The following is an 18,647-nucleotide window of genomic DNA, read 5'->3' as shown; positions in this document are numbered from 1 at the left end:
CGTTGCTTGGCCCCGCCGTTGCGCGCGGGTGCTGTCGAGGGGGATCATAGGCGGCCCCGTTCCCCCCGCTCTTGCCGATTAACGCATGAAAGCTTGCCCGGGCGGAACCATGGGACGGCGGCGGCGTGCTGGCGAAAGCGGCCATGCGCGTGCAGGCAAGATCGCCGCATCGGGCGGCCCTAAGGTTTTCCCCATGAGGGCGTCCCCAGCGGGGCCGCCCGGACGCTTGAACCAGGGGGACCCATGACCGTTCAATTGGATCGCGCCGCTGCGGCGGAACGGCACAAGATCCGGCCGACGCTGCACCTGCTGCCGGCCACGCCGCGCACCGTGCACTGGGGCTATTTCACCCCCGACCAGGCGCCGGCCCTGACGGTCAAGAGCGGCGACATCATCCAGGCGGAGGCCATCACCCACCATGCCGGCGACGCCCCGGACCTGATGATGGATGAGGCGGTGGCCCGCATCTTCAAGGAAATCCCCGAGGCCGACCGCAACCCGGGCGTCCACATCATGACCGGCCCCATCCATGTCGAGGGCGCCAAGCCCGGCGACATGCTGGAGGTCCACTACCTGAAGATGACGCCGCGCACCCGCTACGGTTCCAACCTGGCGGCCAACTGGGGCCACCTGTTCAAGGAGATGGGGGAGAAGGAGCGGGTGACTATCTATGAGATCGACGCCATGAGCCAGCAGGCCCACGCCCTCTACGCCTACGATTTTCCCGGCCGCTACGATGTGCCGGGCAAGATCACCAACTGCCCGGAATGCGACCGGCAGAAGGCCCTGCCCGGCGTGCGGGTGCCGGTACGCCCCCATCTGGGCACGGCCGGCGTGGCGCCGGACGTGGCCGGCCGGGTCAGCACCATCCCGCCGGGCCTGCACGGCGGCAACATCGACAACTGGCGCATCGGCGCCGGCGCCACGATGTATTATCCCGTCCAGGTCGACGGCGCGCTGTTCTCCATCGGCGACCCGCACGTCTCGCAAGGTGACGGCGAACTGAGCGGCACCGCCATCGAGGCCTCGCTGAACGTCCTGTTCCAGGTCTTCCTGCGCAAGGATTTCCGCTTCCCGTCCCCGCTGTTGGAAACGCCGGACTGCTGGATCGTCCACGGCTTCGATCCCGACCTGAACGTGGCCATGCGCAACGCCTCGGTCGACATGCTGAAGCTGCTGACCGAGCAGCAGAACCTCAGCCGCGACGACGCCTATTCGCTGATGAGCATCGCGGCCGACTTCGGCGTCACCCAGGTGGTGGACGGAACCCAGGGCATCCATGTGCGCATTCCCCGCGGCGTGTTCCCGCCGCGCGGGGACTGAGGCCGCGACAATCACACAAACGAGGGGCCGCGGGCGCGGCGCCCGGGCGGCGGAGCCCGGGGCGCCCCAAAGGCCCGAGGGGCATGGCGTGGGGGTTCAAACGATGAAGCACTCTTTCCTGAATGACGCCTTTTTCAAAGGCCTGGACAGTTCGGCCCTGGGCGTGGAGGCGGCGGAGACCTTGCCGCCGTTGTGCTACACCGACCGCGAATTCTATGAGTTCGAGAAAGAGGCGCTGTTCAATCACGAATGGCTGTGCGTGGGCCGAGAATCCTGGGTGAAGGAGGCCGGCGACTACTTCACCACCAGCATCATCGACGAACCCATCGTGGTGGCGCGCGGCCGCGACGGCGTGATCCGCGCCATGTCCAGCGTCTGCCAGCACCGGGCCATGCTGGTGGCGGAGGGCCAGGGCAACACCCGGGCCTTCCTCTGCCCCTACCACCACTGGTCCTATGGGCTGGACGGCCAGCTGATCGGCGCGCCAGCCATGGAAAAGACCTGTAACTTCGACAAGAAGGACATCAAGCTTCCCCAGTTCAAGGTCGAAGTCTGGCACGGCTTCATCTTCATCAACTTCGACCTGGACGCCCCCGCCTTGGCCCCCCGGCTGACGGCGCTGGAGGGGGTGATGGCCCCCTATTCCATGGCGACGCTGAACGGCCCGGCCCCCGATCGCAACATCAAGTTCCCATGGAACTGGAAGGTGATGTTCGAGAACAACAACGACGGCTATCACGCCAACCGCCTGCACGGCGGCGCCCTGCATGACTTCGTGCCCTCGCGCCTGGCGGCCTTCCCCGACGACCTGCCGGCCGACACGGCGGGCTATTACCGCACCAACGGCACCCTGCACGCCGACGCCAGCTTCAACCCCACGCAGAAGGCCATCCTGCCGGTCTTCCCCGCGCTGGGGGAAGCGGAGCGCAACCGCATGCTGTTCGTCAACGTGCCGCCCACATTATCCCTGGTCATCACCAGCGACATGATCATCTATCTGATCCTGCGGGCGGATGGGGCGGAGACGCACCTGATGGACCAGGGCTATCTGGTGGCGCCGGGCGCGCTGGAGGACCCGCTGTTCGACGACAAGCTGGCGATGAACAAGCATTCCACCGCCGCCATCATCGCCCAGGATCTGCATGTGGACGAGATGGTGCAGGTGGGCCTGCGCTCCCGCCACGCCATCCGCGGCCGCTATTCCTGGCAGGAACAGGCGCAGCGGGAATTCAACGGCTGGCTGGTGCGCCGCTACCAGGAGACCTGGGCCCGCACCAAGCCCGCCGCCTGAACCTTACAAGCGCGGCGCGAGGCGCGCCCCCGTGCCGCCAGGCCGCGACCGCGGCCGCCGGAGATTTCGGGGAAGCGTCAGCGGACCGGAAATCGAGGACAAGGCAAGCCGGCGGACGCCGGCTCCCGCCGCCTGAGGGACTAAAAAGATGACCACCAACCGCCTGCCCACCATCTTCTTCGGCCATGGCAGCCCCATGAACGCCCTGGAGGACAACGTCTGCACCCGGGAATGGGTGCGTCTCGGCACCCGGCTGGGACGGCCCAAAGCCATCCTGGTCATCTCCGCCCACTGGTACACCCGGGGCACGGCGGTGACGGCCATGGAGCGGCCGCCCACCATCCATGATTTCGGCGCCTTTCCCCAGGCCCTGTTCGATGTCCGCTATCCGGCGCCGGGCAGCCCGGCCCTGGCCCAGCGCGTGGCGGAGGTGCTGGCCCCCCTGGCGGTGATCCAGGACCAGAAGTGGGGCCTGGACCACGGCACCTGGTCGGTGCTGGTGAAGGCCTTCCCCAAGGCCGACATCCCGGTGGTGCAGCTGAGCATGGACGGGACCCAGCCGGCCGCCCACCATTTCGAGGTGGGTCGGAAACTGGCGGCCCTGCGCGACGAGGGCGTGTTGATCGTCGGCACCGGCAACGTGGTGCACAACCTGGGGCGCATGAACTGGGACCCCAGCACCCCGCCCTATCCCTGGGCGGCCCGCTTCAACGACCTGGTGAAGCGGTGCATCGCCAGCGACACGCCCCAGCCCATGATCGACTTCCAGAAGGCGGGGCCGGACGCGGCCGCCAGCATCCCGTCGCCCGACCATTTCCTGCCCTTCCTCTACGTGCTGGGCACCCGCCAGCCGGGCGATGCCGTGACCCTGGTCAACGACCGGGTGGAACACGGCTCGCTCAGCATGCTGAGCGTCGCCTTCGGCGACCTGGCCGCCTGAGGGGGGCACGATGACCGGCGCCGATGACTGGTTCCCCGTGCGCGTCACCGCCAAGGTGCGGGACGGCGGCGACGTCTTCCTGTTCGACCTGGCCGACCCGGCGGGCGGCCCCCTGCCCGCCTTCCAGCCTGGCGCGCACATCGACGTGGCGGTGGATGGCACCGGCCTGACGCGCCAGTACTCCCTATACAGCGCGCCGGCCGACACCCACCGCTATGGCATCGCCGTGCAGCGGGAGGCCGACGGCCGTGGCGGATCGCGCACCCTGTGCGACGCGATCGCGGCGGGCGACACCGTGCGCATCCGCCGACCCCGCGCCCTGTTCACCCTGGCGGCGGGGGCGACCGCGCACGTCATGATCGCCGGTGGCATCGGCATCACGCCCCTGCTGTCCATGGCGTCCCACCTGGCGGGGGATGGCGGCGTCACGCTGCATTACGTGGTGCGCCGGCGCGACCGGGCCGCCTTGCTGGATGCCACCCGCCAGGCGGTGGGGCCGGAGAACCTGCACCTGCACGTGACGGCGGAAACGGGACGGCCCGACCTGGCCCGGCTGATCGGCCCGCCGGCACCCGGCCGCCATCTCTACCTCTGCGGCCCCGCAACGCTGCTGGATGCGGCGACCGCCACCGCCCAGGGGCTGGGCTGGCCGGAAAGCCATGTCCATTTGGAGCGTTTCGCCGCCGATGCCGGGGCGAATGCCGGGGCCAACCGCCCTTTCCTGCTGCGCCTGCGCTCCACCGGTGCCGTTATCCCCGTCATGGCGGACCAGACGGCGGCCGAGGCCCTGGCCGGCGCCAATGTGGAACTGCCCATTTCCTGCGCCGAAGGGGTGTGCGGCGCCTGCATCACTGGCGTGCTGGACGGCACGCCGGAACATCGCGACTGCGTCCTGACGGAGGCGGAGCATAAGGCCAACCGCCTGTTCACCCCCTGCTGTTCCCGCGCGGTCAGCGAAATGCTGGTGGTGGACCTTTAAGGGCGCCCAAGCCAGCCCCAATCGCCGACCATTTGAAATCGCCGCGATGCCAAACGGCGCCCCATAGCAGGGCGCCGTTTGATCGTACGGGAAGCGCCTTACTCCGCGAACTGATGGACGGCGGCACCCTCCGCGCCCACGCCGGGCGGCACCTGGAAATCGCCGTTGTCGTTGTCGGCCATGCCCGCCGACTGGCGATAGGCGCGCGGAGTTGTGCCGTAGCGGTCGCGGAAGGCGCGGCTGAAATGCGCCGCCTCGTTGAACCCCCAGCGGAAGCAGATCTGGGAGATGCCCAGATGGGCGAAGGTGGGGTTGATCAGGTCATGCCGGCAGCGTTCCAGCCGGCGGTTGCGGACATAGCCGCTGAAGGTCTGGTCGACCTCCTTGAACAGCTTTTGCAGATAGCGGGCGGAGCCGCCATATTCGTTGGCCACGTCCTCCAGCGTCAGGTCGGGATCGCTGAGCCGGGTTTCGATGATCTGGCAGATGCGCTGCAGCGCCATGGAGCGGATGCCAGCCGACCCGCGCGCCGTCTGCACCTGCGGATTGTCGGCCAGGGCCGTCATCAGGAACTCCGACAGCGCCATGTCGATGGGCCGCAGCGGACCTTCGGTCAAGGTGCCGAATGTTTCTGCCAAAGCCTTGAGCATTCCCGAAAGCACGTGCCCAATTCCTGACCGCCCCGGCAAATGCAGAACACCAAAAGATAGCGGCGTGATCAATCGAGGGTTGACAGCCGACTTGGGAATTAGAGCGTAAAGGACCTGGAATTTGGTGCTGAAGGACAACGAGGCGGGGATTCCCGTCTGGCCGTAGATGATATCCTGGGGCGCCAGCTCCAGTTTACCACCCGGATGAGTCAAGGTGGCGCTTCCCTCGATCAAGACAATCAGCCAGACGGCGTCCACCTTCTTCATCAGGCGGCCGGATATTTCCTGCGGCGATGAAGTGATGCGGGCGAATTCGATGCCGAGAGGCGACTTAAGGCAAAACAATTTGGCGAAGAAGTCTTCATCTTCCGGTAAATGGTCCAATGGAAGCTTCAGTTTCTCCAGCGCGTCGCGCCATACGTCGCGACGCTGCTCGACGGGGAACTGATCGGTGATCAAGTGCCATGCGGTCATCGGAACCCTCGCGCCCCCGTGTTGTCAGGCGACAGGCCGCCCCTGATAGGCGGCCGCGACTACCCGATTAAGCGCAACATCCGTACCGTTAAGAATCAAAATCATTTAGCCGGCATGCTGCCGGTTCACGTATCGGCGACCGGGGACGCCAACGGGTCCGGCGGTTCCAGCGAGGCGGTGTCGGCCACCGGCCATTCCGCCATCAGCCGCCGTCGCCAGACGCGCGGCGCCTCACCGCTCTGCTTGTTGAAAAAGCGGGAAAAGTACGCCGGATCCTCGAAGCCCAGTTCATAGGCCACGGCGGCGATGGTCTGGCCGCTGTAGAGGATCAGGCGCTTGGCCTCGGTCATCAGCCGGTCCTGGATCAGGCCGATGGCCGGCCGCCCCGTGACCGCCAGGCAGGCCGCGCGCAGGGTCGAGGAGGAGGTGCGCAGTTCCGTCAGGTAGGCGTCCAGCGGCCGGTGGCTGCGGTAGTGCCGCTCCACCAGGGCGCGGAAGGCCGCCACCAGCGCCACCTGGCCGGAACGCCCACCCGCCGCCGCGCTCATCACCTCAGCCGGGCGCGCCACCCGCAGCATGGCGGCCAGCAGCAGCAGCATGTGTCCCTCCGCCGCCGCGCGACGGCCGGCGCCATCGCCGCGCAGCTCACACAAGACGCCGTCGGCGGCGGCCAGCACGGCGGCGAAGGCCGGCACCTGCCCCGCCATATCCAGGCAGGCGGGTTCCCGCGTCAGAACGGCGAAGGCGGGGTCGCGCTGGGCCAGGCCGCGCAGGATGCGGTCGGACAGGGTGACGACCCAGCCTATGGTGCCGCGGGCGAAGGCGAAGCCGTGCACCACACCGGCCGGCACCAGGATCAGGGTGGGTCCGTCGAAGGTCCAGGTGCGCTGGTCCGCCTGCACCCGGCCCCCGCCCTCGCGGATGGCCAGGAACTGGACCAGGTCGCCATGCTGGTGCGGGCGGATGCGCCAATCCACCAGGCTGCTGCGATCCTCGATCAGCTCCACATGCAGGAAGCGGTCCTCGGCCGTGGCCGGCGCCTCCCCATACAGCGAGAAGACGGGAATGTCGGGGCGGCTCATCCTCGCGCCCCCACGCAATGGGCACCGGTGGAAAAATGCCAAGGACGGATCGATATGGCCAATAACATGTATCGATGAATTCGATGGTCCGATTGTGCCGACCGGTGAGGTGGGCAGACGGTTATCTTGGGCGATTGTTGCGAAAAAATCCAATTTTTGTGAACCGGCGTCCATTCCGGGAAGGCCTTGCCGCCCCCTATTGTTCCGGGGTCGGCCGGCCTGATCCAGGCGGCCCAGGATAAAAATCGCTAGGCTCGGGAGGGCCCACCCCATGGTCGCAACACCCCGGATCCGCGCCCAGATCCGCACCCAGGTCGGCATCATCGGCGCCGGTCCCGCCGGCCTGTTCCTGTCGGAACTGCTGCACCGCCACGGCATCGCCAGCGTCATCCTGGAATCCCGCACCCGGGAAGAGATCGAGGGCACCATCCGCGCCGGCGTGCTGGAGAACTGGACCGTCGACCTGATGAACCAGCTGGGCGTGGGGGAGCGCATGATGCGCGAGGGCCATTTCCACACCGGCATCACCCTGCGCTTCAAAGGGCAGAGCCACCACCTGGACATGGTGGAGCTGACCGGCGGCAAGAAGGTGACGGTCTATCCCCAGCATGAGGTGATCAAGGACCTGGTGGCCCACCGTCTGGCCCAGGGTGCGGAAATCCATTTCGGCGTGAAGGACGTGGCGCTGCACGACGTCGCCACCGACCGCCCGTTCATCACCTACGCCCAGGCCGACGGTACGCCCGCCGTGCTGGCCTGCGACTTCATCGCCGGCTGCGACGGCTTCCACGGTCCCAGCCGCCAGGCCATCTCGGCCTCGGCGCGCAAGGAGTTCCAAAAGATCTACCCCTATGGCTGGCTGGGCATCCTGACCGAGGCGCCGCCATCCCATCATGAGTTGATCTACGCCCGCCATGACCGGGGCTTCGCCCTGCTGAGCATGCGGTCGCCGGAGATCCAGCGCCTGTACATCCAGTGCGATCCCAAGGACGACATCGCCCTGTGGCCCGACGCGCGCATCTGGTCGGAACTGCACCAGCGGCTGGAGACGGTGGACGGCTGGACCCTGACCGAGGGGCCCATCATCCAGAAGGGCATCATCGCCATGCGCAGCTTCGTCTGCGAGACCATGCGCCACGGCCGGCTGTTCCTGGCGGGCGACGCCGCCCACATCGTGCCGCCGACCGGCGCCAAGGGCCTGAACCTGGCCGTGGCCGACGTGCTGGTGCTGTCCCGCGCGCTGGAGAAATTCTACGCCAAGGGCGACAGCGCCGGCCTGGACACCTACGCCGCCACCTGCCTGGCCCGCATCTGGAAGGGCGAACGCTTCTCCTGGTACATGACCACGATGCTGCACACCGATGCGGCCGCCAGCCCCTTCGAGCATCGCATCCGCGAAGCCGACCTGGATTACGTCGTCAGCTCCCGCGCCGCCGCCACCGCCCTGGCGGAGAACTATGTGGGGCTGCCCATCTGACACGCGACGGCATGTCCCCCGGTGCGGCGGCCATCCGGCCGTCGCATTGTTCTTGACTCGTAAGGTTGATATCAACCTAAATAAGTCATGCCCAAGACGCTCGACATCGCCGCCACGGCTCTCGGCATGCCCATGCCCGACGCCACCGTACCCTATGCCGCCACGCTGTATGTGCGTGACCATTGCCTGTGCCTGCATCTGCAGCGCGCCGCCCGGCGGGTCGCGCGGCGGTTTGACGACGCCCTGCGCCCGGTCGGCCTGACCAACGGCCAGTTCTCGCTGCTGATGTCGCTCAACCGGCCGACGCCAGCCCGCCTGGGCCCGGTGGCCGAGTTGCTGGCGGTGGACCGCACCACCCTGACGGCGGCGCTGAAGCCGCTGGAGCGGGACGGCCTGCTGACTGTCACCGTGGATCCGGGGGACAGGCGCGGCCGCGTGCTGACTCTGACCCCCGCCGGACGTGACCGGCTGGCGGCGGCCCTGCCCGTCTGGCGCGCGACCCATGCTGAGATCGAGAACTGGTTGGGCGCCGGCGATACCAGTCAACCGGGCCCCGACCGCCTGCGGGCGGACTTGGCCGCCCTTTCCTGAACGGCGAAACCCGACGGAGGAGTTCTTGACCATGGATGCCCAAACCCTGAGGCCCGCCGATCAGCTGGCCCGCGACAACCCCCTGCGCTTCCCCAACGAAAGCGCCGAATACCGCGCCGCCCGCACCAATCTGCTGGCGGAGGAGATCGAGTTGCGCCGCCATCTGGAGCGAGTGGCGGCCCAGCGCCGCGCTCTGCCCCCCGGCGGCCAAGTCACCGGCGATTACCGCTTCGTGGGCGAGGATGGCGCGACCACCGACTTCGCCGGCCTGTTCGGCGACAAAGACACGCTGGTGCTCTACAGCTATATGTTCGGCCCCCAGCGCCAGCGCCCCTGCCCCATGTGCACCAACCTGCTGGGCGGATGGGAGGGCAATGCCGCCGACATCGGCCAACAGGTGTCGTTGGCCGTCATCGCCCGCTCCCCCATCGACAAGCTGCTGGCCTGGAAGCGGGAGCGCGGCTGGCGCCATCTGCGGCTCTACACCGACGCCGACGACACCTATTCCCGCGATTATTTCGGCGTCCTGCCGGACGGGTCGGAAATCCCGGCGCTGAACGTCTTCACCCGGCGTGACGGCACCATCCGCCATTTCTGGTCGGGGGAGATGACGGGCGCCACCGCGGATCCTGGCCAGGATCCGCGCGGCGCACCCGATCCGGCACCCTTGTGGATGGTACTGGACTGCACCCCCGGCGGCCGGCCGCCGTACTGGTATCCCAAGCTGGATTACACGCCCCAAGGTTAATTCGGCTGATACCGGAAGGACGGGTGCATTGGCGGGCGCGCGGCGGGTTCTATTTCAACAGCGTCCCGCCCTCAGCCGATGGCCACCCCATGACCCGTCCCCTCCGCCACGCCGCGACCGGCCTGTTGCTGGCCCTGGTGTTGACCCAATGCGCCCTGACGGCGGTGGTGCGGAACGAGCCGCCGCACCCTGCGCAGAAGGCACGATGACGCCAGGCCCGGCCACGTTATCCTCGGCCCCTTCCCGTGTTTGATTAGGCTGGCCCGGCATGGACATCGACCCCCTGGAAGACCTGCTGGCCGCCGGCCTGGTCCGCGACGCCCGTTTCACCGCCATGGACTGGCGTGACCTGGATGCCGCCGGCTGCCGGTTCGAGGATTGTGTTTTCGAGGACGTGCGCTTCACCGCCGTCGACTTCAGCGACGCCCGCTTTCGCGCCTGCCACTTCATCCGCTGCCGCCTGTCGCATGCCAAGCTGCGCGACGCGGTGCTGGAGGAATGCCGCTTCGTCGACCCGGAGGACAAGACCGCCGGTTGCACCCTGGCCTTCAACGACCTGCGGGCCGCCCGCCTCAGCCGCTGCGATCTGTCGTTCGCCACGCTGGACCGCTGCACCTTGTTCGACGTGGAGGCGGAGGGCTGCACCTTCTTCGGCGCGCGCTTCCATCTGGTGGAGTTCCACCACGCGCTCAGCCGGGCGCAGACCGTGCACCGTGCCACCTTCCGCGACTGCACCTTTGAGCTGGCCGACCTGTCGCGGCTGTCGCTGCGCGACGCCGTGGTCACCGGCTGCCGGCTGCGGGAAACCGACCTGCACGCCGCCGACCTGACGGGCGCGGACCTGCGCGACAGCGACCTGTTCCAGGCCACCCTCACCGATGCCAAACTGGATGGCGCCGACCTGCGCGGGGCGGAAGTCAGCGGCCTGGATATCCGGCAGTTGGCCGGCTACGGCGGCCTGAAGATCGCGGCCGACCAGCAGCACCTGTTGCTGGCCGCCGCCGGCATCGAGGTGTGCGAACGCTGAGTCAGGGAGACGGGACATGGAACGACATACCGGCGAACGACATACCGGCGGCTGCCTGTGCGGCGGCGTGCGGATCGTGGCGACGGGGCGGCCCTACCGGGTCGGCCTGTGCCATTGCCTGGATTGCCGCAAGCAGCATGGGGCGCTGTTCCACGCCACCGCCATCTTCCCGCAGGAGGCGGTGACCATCACCGGGGAGACCGGCGACTATGCCGGGCGGTTCTTCTGCCCCCGCTGCGGCTCCTCCGTCTTCTCGCGGACAGGCGACGAGGTCGAGGTGAACCTGGGGTCCCTGGACGCGCCGGACCAGTTCAAGCCGACGTATGAGAACTGGACCATCCGGCGCGAATCTTGGCTGCCGCCCTTTCCGCTGAACCACCATTACGAACGCGACCGGGACGCCACCAGCCGTTACGAGGACTAGGGACGGGAAAGGCCCGGTCGGGCGGACCGGGCCTTTCCAACGCTTCGAAGGGAAACGGTCAGCAGTCGAAAAACACCGTTTCCTTGTCGCCCTGCAAATGGACGTCGAAGCGGAAGGTGGGCACGTCCAATCCCCCTTGGCCCCCGGCCTGCCGCGTGGCGATCAGGGTCTGGCGGCGATTCACCAGCTCGATCGACAACAACGCCGGGTCGGCGGCGTTGGCCTCCGGACGATCATCGAAATAGATGCGGGTGTGCAGGTGGATGTTGATGCCGCGCGCGAACAGCAGCAGGGAGCAATGCGGCGCCTGCGGCCGGCCGTCGACCCAGGGCGTGGCGCCGGGACGGATGGTTTCGAACCCCCACAGGCCCGTCTGCGGGTCGGCGCCCACGCGGCCCCAGCCGCGGAAGCCGGGCGCGTTGTAGACGCCATTGGCGTCGGCCTGCCACAGCTCCAGCATCACGTCGCGCAAGGGGTGGCCGGAGCCGTCCCACACCACGCCCTCGATGCGGATCCGCTCCCCCGGCACACCGCCGCCCGCCAGGACGTGCAGCTTTTCCTGGGTGCGCAGGTTCAGGCCGGCGAAGTGCGGCAGGCAGCCGATATGGACGTAGGGGCCGCCGGTCTGCGAGGGGGTTTCCTTCAGATACTGGACAGGCATGGCTCAGTTCCCCTCCGGCCGGTTCTCAAAGAAGGTGGAGCGGCGGCCGCGCAGCACGATGTCGAAGCGATAGACCAGGCTGTCGAAGGGCACCATCTCGTTCATGTCCAGCTTGGCCACCAGCATGTCCACCGCCGCCTTGTCGCGGATGGTGCCGATGATGGGGCACAGCGGGATCAGCGGGTCGCCCTCGAAATACATCTGGGTCACCAGGCGCTGGGCGAAGGCGTTGCCGAACAGCGAGAAATGGATATGCGAGGGGCGCCAGTCGCTGTTGTGGTTCATCCAGGGATAGGGCCCCGGCTTGATGGTGCGGAAGAAATAGCGCCCGTCGTCGTCGGTGACGCAGCGGCCGCAGCCGCCGAAATTGGGGTCCAGCGGCGCCAGGTAGCGATCGTTGCCGTGGCGGTAGCGGCCGCCGGCGTTGGCCTGCCAGACCTCGACCAGGCTGCCCTTCACCGGCCGCCCCATCTCATCCACCACGCGGCCATGGACGATGATGCGTTCGCCGATGGCCTCACCACCGGTGGTGATGTAGTTGCGGATCAGGTCGTTGTCCAAAGGGTCCAGGTCGCCGTGGCCGAACACGGGGCCGGTGCGCTCGCCAATGGACTGGCGCAGGGAGACCAGCGCCTTGCCGGGGGAGCGCAGGACGGACGTCTTGTACGGCGGCGTGAAGGCCGGCGGATGCCAGGCGCGGTCGCGCCGGGTGAACTCTCCCCAGGGGAACTCTCTGGTATCGCTATTCATCTCAGGTCCCGTCCTCCCGGGATTGGTTCTTGAGAGGCGGGCCACGATGCGGCGCCCACATCTTTCACTCCCACCCTAGACCAATCGATAGTTCTGAAAATCCCATACATGGGCATATAATCCATCGATATGGTTCATGGATAAACCGAGGTCGGCGTGGGCAGCTTCGATCATCTGGGTGTGGACGGCCATCTGCTGCGCCTGTTCGTGACGGTGTATGAGGAGGGGTCGGTCTCCGCCGCCGCACGGCGATTGGACATGGCGCAGTCGGCCGTCAGCCACGCGCTGAACCGCCTGCGCCGCCTGGTGGGCGATCCCTTGTTCGTGAAGTCCGGACGGCGCATCGTCGCCACCCAGCATGCGGAACGCCTGGTGCCCCAGGCGCGGCTGCTCATGGATGGGCTGAAGGCCCTGACGGCGGGTGACGGCTTCGACTCGGCGCAGGCCCGCCTGTCCTGGACGGTGGCGGCCAACGATTTCCAACGCGACCTGCTGCTGCCCCGCTTTTACGCCCGGGTGGCGGCGCAGCTGGCGGACTTCCGCCTGCACGTCATCCCTTCCGGCCGCCCCACCAACGAGATGCTGCGGGAGGCGCGCTGCGACCTGCTGATCTCCCCCGCCCCACCGGAAGGGCTGGACATCATCCAGAAGCGGTTGTTCGACGACCGCTATGTCTGTGTTTTCGATGGGGCGCGGCGGGCCGCCCCCGCCAGCGCCGCCGCCTTCCTGGCCGGGCGCCACGTCACGGTGGTCCACCCCTCGGCCGACCCGCTGAACTTCGACAAGGCGCTGGAGGGGCTGGGCATCCACCGCGACGTCGTGGTGTCGGTCGCCAATTTCTCTGGCCTGGCGCCCTTCCTGCGCGGCACCGACCTGATCGCCTGCATTCCCGGGCGGCTGCACAGGGTGGAACTGGCGGACTTCGATGCCGGCCCCCTGCCCCCCGACCTGCTGGCCATGGCCCCGCCGGGCACCGACGCCCTGCGCATGTACATGGCCTGGCACCTGCGGGGCCAGCACGACCCCGCCCAGGCCTGGCTACGCGGGCAACTGGAGGCGGTGGCGCGTGAGATGGAGGACGGGGCCTAGGCCCCCGCCCCGTCCAGCGCGGCGAACACCTCTGCCGCTTGGTGGAAGGCGGTGTTGGCGGCCGGCACGCCGCAATAGATGGCGCTTTGCAGGATCACTTCCTTGATCAGGTCGCGGGATACGCCGTGCTGCACGGCGGCGCGAACGTGCATCTTGAACTCCTCCCCCCGGTTCAGGGCGATCATCATCGCCAACGTAAGCAGGCGACGGGTGGGATGGTCGATGGCGGGCCGCGTCCAGATCTCCCCCCAGGCGTAGCGGGTGATCAGGTCCTGAAACTCGGTGTTGAACTCGGTGCGGCCGGCCAGCGCCCGATCGACATGGGCCTCCCCCAGCACGGACTTGCGGGTCGCGAGGCCCAGGTCGAAACGCTCTTGCTCATCCATGGGGTCTGCTCCTCAGGCCAGGAAATCAATCACGGCGGCGGTGAAGGCGTGCGCCTGTTCGACATTCGATAGGTGCGCGGCCTCCAGCATCATGAGCGTGCTGCCCTTGATGTTGGCGTGCAGTTCCCGCGCCTTCTCCGGCGGGGTGGCCGGGTCCTGGGTGCCACCGATGACCAGGGTGGGCACGGCGATGACGGGCAGTTGCGGCCGCTGGTCCATGTCGCGGATGGCGGCGCAGCAGCCCACGTACCCCTGCGGCTTGGTGGCCAGCAGCAGCCGTCGCACCCGGTCCACGGCATCGGGCTGGGCGGCCACGAAGCCGGGGGTGAACCAACGCTGGATCACCGCCTCGGTGACGGCCGCCATGCCTTGGGCCGCCACCAGGTCCATGCGCCCCTGCCAGCTTTCCGCCGGGCCCATGTAGGCGGCGGTGTTGGCCAGCACCAGGCGGTCCAGCCGCTGGCCGGCGTTGATGCCCAGCCACTGGCCCACCATGCCGCCCTTGGACAGGCCGCAGAACCGGACACGGTAGATGTCCAACTCGTCCAGCAGGCCCAGCACGTCCTGGCCCAGCCGCTCCATGGTGTAGGGACCGGCCGGCGCGTCGCTGGAGCCATGGCCCCGGCTGTCATAGCGGATGACGCGATAGTGTTGGGCCAGGGCCGCCATCTGCGGTTCCCACATCGCCATGGCGGTGCCCAGCGAGTTGGACAACACCAGGGGCGGCGCGTCGGCGGGACCGTCGACGCGATAGCTCAGGTGGCAGCCATCATCCAGGGTAATCAACGGCATGGTGCGTCTTCCTCATGCATCGCGAGAAGGGTTGGGGGCGACCGTGCCGGCCGATTGAGGGGACGTTTGATCGGTCATGATCAAACGTCACGTGAACGAGCCGCCAGGGCCCGGGCGACGAATCGCGGCGCCATGCCCAGATAGCTGGCGGGGTCCAGCGCCGCCGCCAGTTGGTCCGGTGACAGGTGGGCGGTGACCTCCGGCAGCGTGGCCAGCACTTGGCCCAGGCTGTGGCCTTCGGCCACCGCTTGACGGCTGGCCTTTTCCACCAGGCTGTGCGCCGGTCCCCGGCCCAGCGCCCGCCCCAGCGCCATGACCACCGATTCCGACATCAGCAGGCCCCGGGTGATGTCGAGGTTGGCGCGCATGCGGCCGGCATCCACCTCCAGCCCGGCCATGGCGTCGGCCATGACCCGCAGGCTGCCGCCCACCAGGCGGAAGATTTCCGGCAAGGTCTCCCACTCCGCGTGCCAGCCGCCCAGGCCGCGCTCCTGCTCCTGCGGCAGGGCGGCAAACAGGGTGGCGACCAGGGGCGGCACGCGGGTGGCGGCCGACAGCGCGACGGCGCAGGCCACGGGATTGCGCTTGTGCGGCATGGCGGACGATCCGCCCTTGCCAGCCTCCGCCGGCTCGAACGCCTCGCCCACCTCGGTCTGCATCAGCAGCGACAGATCGCGGGCCATCTTGCCCAGCACGCCGGCCACCAGGCCCAGCGCCGCCCCCAGCGCCGCCAGCCGGTCGCGGTGGCCGTGCCAGGGCAGATCGGGCAAGGCCAGGTCCAAATCAACGGCCAGGGCCGCCGCGACATCCAGCCCCCGGTCCCCCAAGGCGGCCAGCGTGCCGGCGGCCCCACCGAACTGCAGCACCAGGCAGTCCCGCCCCGCCGTGGCCAAGGCCCGGCGGGCGCGACCGACAGCGGCCATCCAACCGGCGGCCTTCAGCCCGAAGGTGGTGGGCAGGGCTTGCTGCATCCAGGTGCGCGCGGCCAGGGGCGTCTCGGCATGGGTTGCCGCCAGGCGGGCCAGATGCCCCTCCAGCGCGTCCAGGTCCTTGTCCACCAGTGGCAGGGCCTGGCGGATTTGCAGGACCAGGCCGGTGTCCATGATGTCCTGGCTGGTGGCGCCCCAATGAACGAAGCGGCTGGCGTCGGGATCAGCCGCCGCCACCCGCGCCGTCAGCGCCTTGACCAGGGGAATGGCGGTGTTGCCGGCCTTGGCCGCGGCATGGGCCAAGGCATCCAGGTCGAAACGCTCTGCCCGGCAGTGCGCGGCGATGGCAACGTCGGCGCCCGGGGGAATGATGCCCAGCCGCGCCTCCGCCCGCGCCAAGGCCACCTCAAAATCCAGCATGCCCTGCACGGTGGCGGTATCGGTGAACATCGCGTCCACCGCCCCGCCCCGGAACAGCGGGTCCAGCAATCCAGGCATCTCTCACTCCTCCCGCCATTCTTGAAGGGCGGTCGCCACGATAGCACCGGATCGGCGGGAATGAGCCATGCCACGCGCCAGGAACAGCCGTGCATTTGCGAACAAATGTTCGGCAGATGAACATCGGTGACTCCCCCATGGCGGCCCCCCCGGTTCTCGACATTGTTTGACCACATCGTCTCGGGCATAAAGGGGCGGGCGCTCGCCTTGCTGATCAGGCCCCTGGCGGCCGGCGCACGCCAGCCGACGAAGCGAGGCGGATGTGTGGTTAGCCAAAGGCGAGCCGGATGTGTGGTTAGGATGTGTTTGAGTGCGTGACCTGTTTCGCCGTATCGTCCGCCAAGTCGCCTATCGTAGCCGCCTGCTGATCACCCGCACGGCCGATTACGCCGAGTTGCTGTTTTTCCCCCACCTCCCGCGGTGGGCCGCATCGAGAAAAGCTGGACCGGCCAGGTGGCGTTGGACGGCGCGGCCCGGGTGGCCGTCTTCATGCACTTCGCGCGGACCGACACCATCGCCCCCTACGTCCGCTACCATGTCCGCAAGCTGCGGGAGGCGGGCTTCGCCGTGGTCTTCGCCAGCAACACGCCCTGCCTGAGCGACCAGACGGTGGCGCCCCTGCTGCCGGACGTGGCGTTGGCCTTTTCCCGCCAGAACATCGGTTGGGACTTCGCCGCCTATCGCGAGGCCATCTCCCTGGTGCCGGCGTTGGAAGAGCGCGAGATGCTGCTGATCACCAACGACAGCGTCTTCGGCCCCCTTTATGACCTGGATCCCCTGATCGACCGGGCCACACCGGCCGAGGCCGACATCTGGGGCAGCACCGACAGCTGGGAACGTCATTACCACCTGCAAAGCTTTTTCCTGCTGTTCCACCAGCGGGCGTTGCGCTCCGAGGCGTTCCGGCGCTTCTGGGACGGTGTCCGCTGCTTCCGGCGCAAGCATTGGATCATCGAAAAGTATGAGATCGGGCTGACGCGGATGCTGCAGGACGGGGGGCTGCGCTGCAAGGCGCTGTTCCCCTACAACACCGTCACCGAAACATTCATGCGGTCCCATACGCCGCGAACCGCGCCGCCGAAAGCGGACATAACGTCGCCGGCCGGGTACGCGCAAATGCTCGCCAGCCGCATCAAGGCGTCCGTTCCCATCAACCAGACTCATTTTTTCTGGTACGAGCTGACCGTGGGCCTGGGTTTTCCTTTCATTAAACGTGAATTGCTGCAAAAGAATCCCGCCAACATTCCCAATGTTGGAGATTGGGAGCGCGTTGTATCTAGGGTCTCAACTTATGACCCTGCCCTTATCCACGAACACCTTTCCACAAATTAACGTAAAGGCGGCATGCCTTCCCTCATCGTCGCCGATGTCTCATGTGCGGTATCGACATCGAAGGCTGTGGGTTTGCTTTTCAGAAAGCCGGTAAGTGTCTTATAGTGCACCTACTAGGAAAGGGAATTGACAGCTTCATGTCTGACGCAATCTTAAAAAAGCTCAAAAAGGGATTACAACTCCCCATGAGGCTGGTTGACTATGTGGATTTGGCCCGCTGCTCCGTTGAGGATGTCCTGCCTCGCCGCCCTACGGTTAAAGCCAGCCTTCCCGGTCAGATTCCCCTGGAAGGCGCGCGCAAGATCGCCGTCTTCAATCATTATGACCCGCGCGGTATCGTCCACGACTATGTCGTTTATTTCATCGCCAAACTGGCGGAAGCTGGCTATGCGATCATCTTCGCCAGCAATTGTCCCAAGCTTTCCGCTGCGGAAACCGAGAAAGTGCTGCCCCACGTCGCGTGGGTGCTGAAGCGCCGTAACATCGGCTGGGATTTCGGCGCTTTCAAGGACGGCATCGCGCTGATCAATGACCTAGGCGCCCTGGACCATCTGCTGATCACCAATGACAGCATTTACGGCCCGCTGCAGGACATCAACGAGGTGGTTGAGCGGACCGACCCCGCCATCGCCGACGTCTGGGGCCTGACCGACAGTTGGGATCGCCATTTCCACCTGCAAAGCTATTTTGTGGTCTTCCACCAGGCTGTATTGCGGAGCCCCAGTTTCGCAAAGTTCTGGCGCAGAGTACGCTATTACCGGAGTAAACGCTGGGTCATCCGTGATTATGAGATCGGCCTGACCCGCTTCTTCTTACGCGCGGGCTTTCGCTGCCATGCTCTGCATTCCTATCGTGACGTCGTGGCGGAACTCTCGGGCCCCCTCAATGAACTCATGAAGGCGAAGAAGACGGAAGCGGGGAGCAACGCGGGCCATTTCCATGACCTGGTGCTTCCCTATCTGCGCCATACACAAGCGGCCATCAGCCATGGCATGCCCCTGAACCAGACCCACTATTTCTGGGATCATCTGGTGGCGCGCAAGGCCTACCCGTTCATCAAGCGGGATCTACTGCAGCGCAATCCCGTGGGTATCCCCTATGTTCATCGATGGGAAGAGGTCATCCGCCTCTCTTCCAGTTACGACACCAATCTCATCCTGCACCATCTGCAGATGTCGATGCGCAACCGGGTGCACTGAACGGA

General features: G+C 67.1%; 19 protein-coding genes. 12 read left to right on the top strand and 7 right to left on the bottom strand.

Going from position 1 to position 18,647, the window contains the following annotated elements; all coding sequences use genetic code 11:
• Positions 1–243: 243 nt before the first annotated feature.
• The 4 genes from UAJ10_RS02660 to UAJ10_RS02645 all read left to right on the top strand — a co-directional run bounded on the left by UAJ10_RS02660 (position 244) and on the right by UAJ10_RS02645 (position 4,533).
• Positions 244–1,323 carry an acetamidase/formamidase family protein gene (locus UAJ10_RS02660; RefSeq protein WP_322913819.1) on the top strand — a complete coding sequence of 360 codons (1,080 nt, stop codon included), beginning with the start codon at positions 244–246 and terminating at the stop codon, positions 1,321–1,323.
• Positions 1,324–1,426: 103 nt separating this feature from the next.
• Positions 1,427–2,614 carry an aromatic ring-hydroxylating oxygenase subunit alpha gene (locus UAJ10_RS02655; protein WP_322913818.1) on the top strand — a complete coding sequence of 396 codons (1,188 nt, stop codon included), beginning with the start codon at positions 1,427–1,429 and terminating at the stop codon, positions 2,612–2,614.
• Positions 2,615–2,762: 148 nt separating this feature from the next.
• Entirely contained in the window at positions 2,763–3,554 is a 792-nt protein-coding gene (ygiD, locus tag UAJ10_RS02650) for a 4,5-DOPA-extradiol-dioxygenase (protein ID WP_322913817.1), read from the top strand.
• 10 nt (positions 3,555–3,564) lie between these two features.
• Positions 3,565–4,533 carry a PDR/VanB family oxidoreductase gene (locus UAJ10_RS02645; protein WP_322913816.1) on the top strand — a complete coding sequence of 323 codons (969 nt, stop codon included), beginning with the start codon at positions 3,565–3,567 and terminating at the stop codon, positions 4,531–4,533.
• 98 nt (positions 4,534–4,631) lie between these two features.
• Here the strand turns inward: UAJ10_RS02645 and UAJ10_RS02640 are convergent, their stop codons facing one another.
• Positions 4,632–5,657, bottom strand: a complete 1,026-nt coding sequence (locus UAJ10_RS02640; protein WP_322913815.1) for an AraC family transcriptional regulator — start codon at positions 5,655–5,657, stop codon at positions 4,632–4,634.
• Between the two features lie 125 nt (positions 5,658–5,782).
• Positions 5,783–6,739 carry a helix-turn-helix domain-containing protein gene (locus UAJ10_RS02635; RefSeq protein WP_322913814.1) on the bottom strand — a complete coding sequence of 319 codons (957 nt, stop codon included), beginning with the start codon at positions 6,737–6,739 and terminating at the stop codon, positions 5,783–5,785.
• A 271-nt stretch (positions 6,740–7,010) separates the two neighbouring features.
• Between UAJ10_RS02635 and UAJ10_RS02630 the strand changes: the two genes are divergently transcribed.
• The 5 genes from UAJ10_RS02630 to UAJ10_RS02610 all read left to right on the top strand — a co-directional run bounded on the left by UAJ10_RS02630 (position 7,011) and on the right by UAJ10_RS02610 (position 11,006).
• Positions 7,011–8,216 carry a 4-hydroxybenzoate 3-monooxygenase gene (locus UAJ10_RS02630; protein ID WP_322913813.1) on the top strand — a complete coding sequence of 402 codons (1,206 nt, stop codon included), beginning with the start codon at positions 7,011–7,013 and terminating at the stop codon, positions 8,214–8,216.
• A gap of 87 nt (positions 8,217–8,303) precedes the next feature.
• Positions 8,304–8,807: a MarR family winged helix-turn-helix transcriptional regulator gene (locus UAJ10_RS02625; RefSeq protein WP_322913812.1), complete on the top strand. Its 504-nt coding sequence runs from the start codon at positions 8,304–8,306 to the stop codon at positions 8,805–8,807.
• Positions 8,808–8,838: 31 nt separating this feature from the next.
• Positions 8,839–9,555: a DUF899 family protein gene (locus UAJ10_RS02620; RefSeq protein WP_322913811.1), complete on the top strand. Its 717-nt coding sequence runs from the start codon at positions 8,839–8,841 to the stop codon at positions 9,553–9,555.
• 268 nt (positions 9,556–9,823) lie between these two features.
• A complete protein-coding gene (locus tag UAJ10_RS02615; protein WP_322913810.1) occupies positions 9,824–10,582 on the top strand; it encodes a pentapeptide repeat-containing protein in 759 nt (252 codons plus the stop codon).
• Between the two features lie 16 nt (positions 10,583–10,598).
• Positions 10,599–11,006, top strand: a complete 408-nt coding sequence (locus tag UAJ10_RS02610) for a GFA family protein (protein ID WP_322913809.1) — start codon at positions 10,599–10,601, stop codon at positions 11,004–11,006.
• A gap of 58 nt (positions 11,007–11,064) precedes the next feature.
• On the opposite strand, the gene pcaG is transcribed toward UAJ10_RS02610, so the two are convergent.
• Entirely contained in the window at positions 11,065–11,667 is a 603-nt protein-coding gene (pcaG, locus tag UAJ10_RS02605; protein ID WP_322913808.1) for a protocatechuate 3,4-dioxygenase subunit alpha, read from the bottom strand.
• 3 nt (positions 11,668–11,670) lie between these two features.
• On the bottom strand, positions 11,671–12,417 hold the full coding sequence (pcaH, locus tag UAJ10_RS02600; RefSeq protein ID WP_322913807.1) for a protocatechuate 3,4-dioxygenase subunit beta: 747 nt from the start codon (positions 12,415–12,417) through the stop codon (positions 11,671–11,673).
• Between the two features lie 156 nt (positions 12,418–12,573).
• Here pcaH and UAJ10_RS02595 point away from each other — a divergent pair, with 156 nt between their 5' ends.
• Positions 12,574–13,506: a LysR family transcriptional regulator gene (locus UAJ10_RS02595; RefSeq protein WP_322913806.1), complete on the top strand. Its 933-nt coding sequence runs from the start codon at positions 12,574–12,576 to the stop codon at positions 13,504–13,506.
• Here the strand turns inward: UAJ10_RS02595 and pcaC are convergent.
• From pcaC to UAJ10_RS02580, 3 genes are all read right to left on the bottom strand, one after another.
• On the bottom strand, positions 13,503–13,892 hold the full coding sequence (gene pcaC / locus UAJ10_RS02590) for a 4-carboxymuconolactone decarboxylase (protein WP_322913805.1): 390 nt from the start codon (positions 13,890–13,892) through the stop codon (positions 13,503–13,505). The two genes, UAJ10_RS02595 and pcaC, sit on opposite strands and share 4 nt — an antisense overlap.
• Before the next feature lie 12 nt (positions 13,893–13,904).
• Positions 13,905–14,684 (bottom strand): 3-oxoadipate enol-lactonase, encoded by a 780-nt coding sequence (pcaD, locus tag UAJ10_RS02585; RefSeq protein WP_322913804.1) that lies wholly within the window; start codon positions 14,682–14,684, stop codon positions 13,905–13,907.
• 80 nt (positions 14,685–14,764) lie between these two features.
• Complete coding sequence (locus tag UAJ10_RS02580; protein ID WP_322913803.1) at positions 14,765–16,111, bottom strand: 3-carboxy-cis,cis-muconate cycloisomerase; 1,347 nt, start codon at positions 16,109–16,111, stop codon at positions 14,765–14,767.
• Between the two features lie 453 nt (positions 16,112–16,564).
• Between UAJ10_RS02580 and UAJ10_RS02575 the strand changes: the two genes are divergently transcribed.
• Together UAJ10_RS02575 and UAJ10_RS02570 are read left to right on the top strand one after the other, a co-directional pair.
• A complete protein-coding gene (locus UAJ10_RS02575) occupies positions 16,565–17,443 on the top strand; it encodes a rhamnan synthesis F family protein (RefSeq protein WP_322913802.1) in 879 nt (292 codons plus the stop codon).
• Positions 17,444–17,580: 137 nt separating this feature from the next.
• Positions 17,581–18,642, top strand: a complete 1,062-nt coding sequence (locus UAJ10_RS02570) for a rhamnan synthesis F family protein (protein WP_322913801.1) — start codon at positions 17,581–17,583, stop codon at positions 18,640–18,642.
• Positions 18,643–18,647 lie beyond the last annotated feature (5 nt).

The sequence above is a fragment of the Nitrospirillum guaranorum genome, assembly GCF_034653275.1.
GTDB lineage: Bacteria > Pseudomonadota > Alphaproteobacteria > Azospirillales > Azospirillaceae > Nitrospirillum.
Note: the sequence above shows the minus strand (reverse complement) of the source record. Positions and strands in the feature narration are given on the sequence as shown.

Coding starts and splice junctions, on each gene's coding strand:
- UAJ10_RS02660 (WP_322913819.1), top strand. CDS start 244: ATGACCGTTCAATTGGATCGCGCCGCTGCGGCGGAACGGCACAAGATC.
- UAJ10_RS02655 (WP_322913818.1), top strand. CDS start 1,427: ATGAAGCACTCTTTCCTGAATGACGCCTTTTTCAAAGGCCTGGACAGT.
- ygiD (WP_322913817.1), top strand. CDS start 2,763: ATGACCACCAACCGCCTGCCCACCATCTTCTTCGGCCATGGCAGCCCC.
- UAJ10_RS02645 (WP_322913816.1), top strand. CDS start 3,565: ATGACCGGCGCCGATGACTGGTTCCCCGTGCGCGTCACCGCCAAGGTG.
- UAJ10_RS02640 (WP_322913815.1), bottom strand. CDS start 5,657: ATGACCGCATGGCACTTGATCACCGATCAGTTCCCCGTCGAGCAGCGT.
- UAJ10_RS02635 (WP_322913814.1), bottom strand. CDS start 6,739: ATGAGCCGCCCCGACATTCCCGTCTTCTCGCTGTATGGGGAGGCGCCG.
- UAJ10_RS02630 (WP_322913813.1), top strand. CDS start 7,011: ATGGTCGCAACACCCCGGATCCGCGCCCAGATCCGCACCCAGGTCGGC.
- UAJ10_RS02625 (WP_322913812.1), top strand. CDS start 8,304: ATGCCCAAGACGCTCGACATCGCCGCCACGGCTCTCGGCATGCCCATG.
- UAJ10_RS02620 (WP_322913811.1), top strand. CDS start 8,839: ATGGATGCCCAAACCCTGAGGCCCGCCGATCAGCTGGCCCGCGACAAC.
- UAJ10_RS02615 (WP_322913810.1), top strand. CDS start 9,824: ATGGACATCGACCCCCTGGAAGACCTGCTGGCCGCCGGCCTGGTCCGC.
- UAJ10_RS02610 (WP_322913809.1), top strand. CDS start 10,599: ATGGAACGACATACCGGCGAACGACATACCGGCGGCTGCCTGTGCGGC.
- pcaG (WP_322913808.1), bottom strand. CDS start 11,667: ATGCCTGTCCAGTATCTGAAGGAAACCCCCTCGCAGACCGGCGGCCCC.
- pcaH (WP_322913807.1), bottom strand. CDS start 12,417: ATGAATAGCGATACCAGAGAGTTCCCCTGGGGAGAGTTCACCCGGCGC.
- pcaC (WP_322913805.1), bottom strand. CDS start 13,892: ATGGATGAGCAAGAGCGTTTCGACCTGGGCCTCGCGACCCGCAAGTCC.
- pcaD (WP_322913804.1), bottom strand. CDS start 14,684: ATGCCGTTGATTACCCTGGATGATGGCTGCCACCTGAGCTATCGCGTC.
- UAJ10_RS02580 (WP_322913803.1), bottom strand. CDS start 16,111: ATGCCTGGATTGCTGGACCCGCTGTTCCGGGGCGGGGCGGTGGACGCG.
- UAJ10_RS02570 (WP_322913801.1), top strand. CDS start 17,581: ATGTCTGACGCAATCTTAAAAAAGCTCAAAAAGGGATTACAACTCCCC.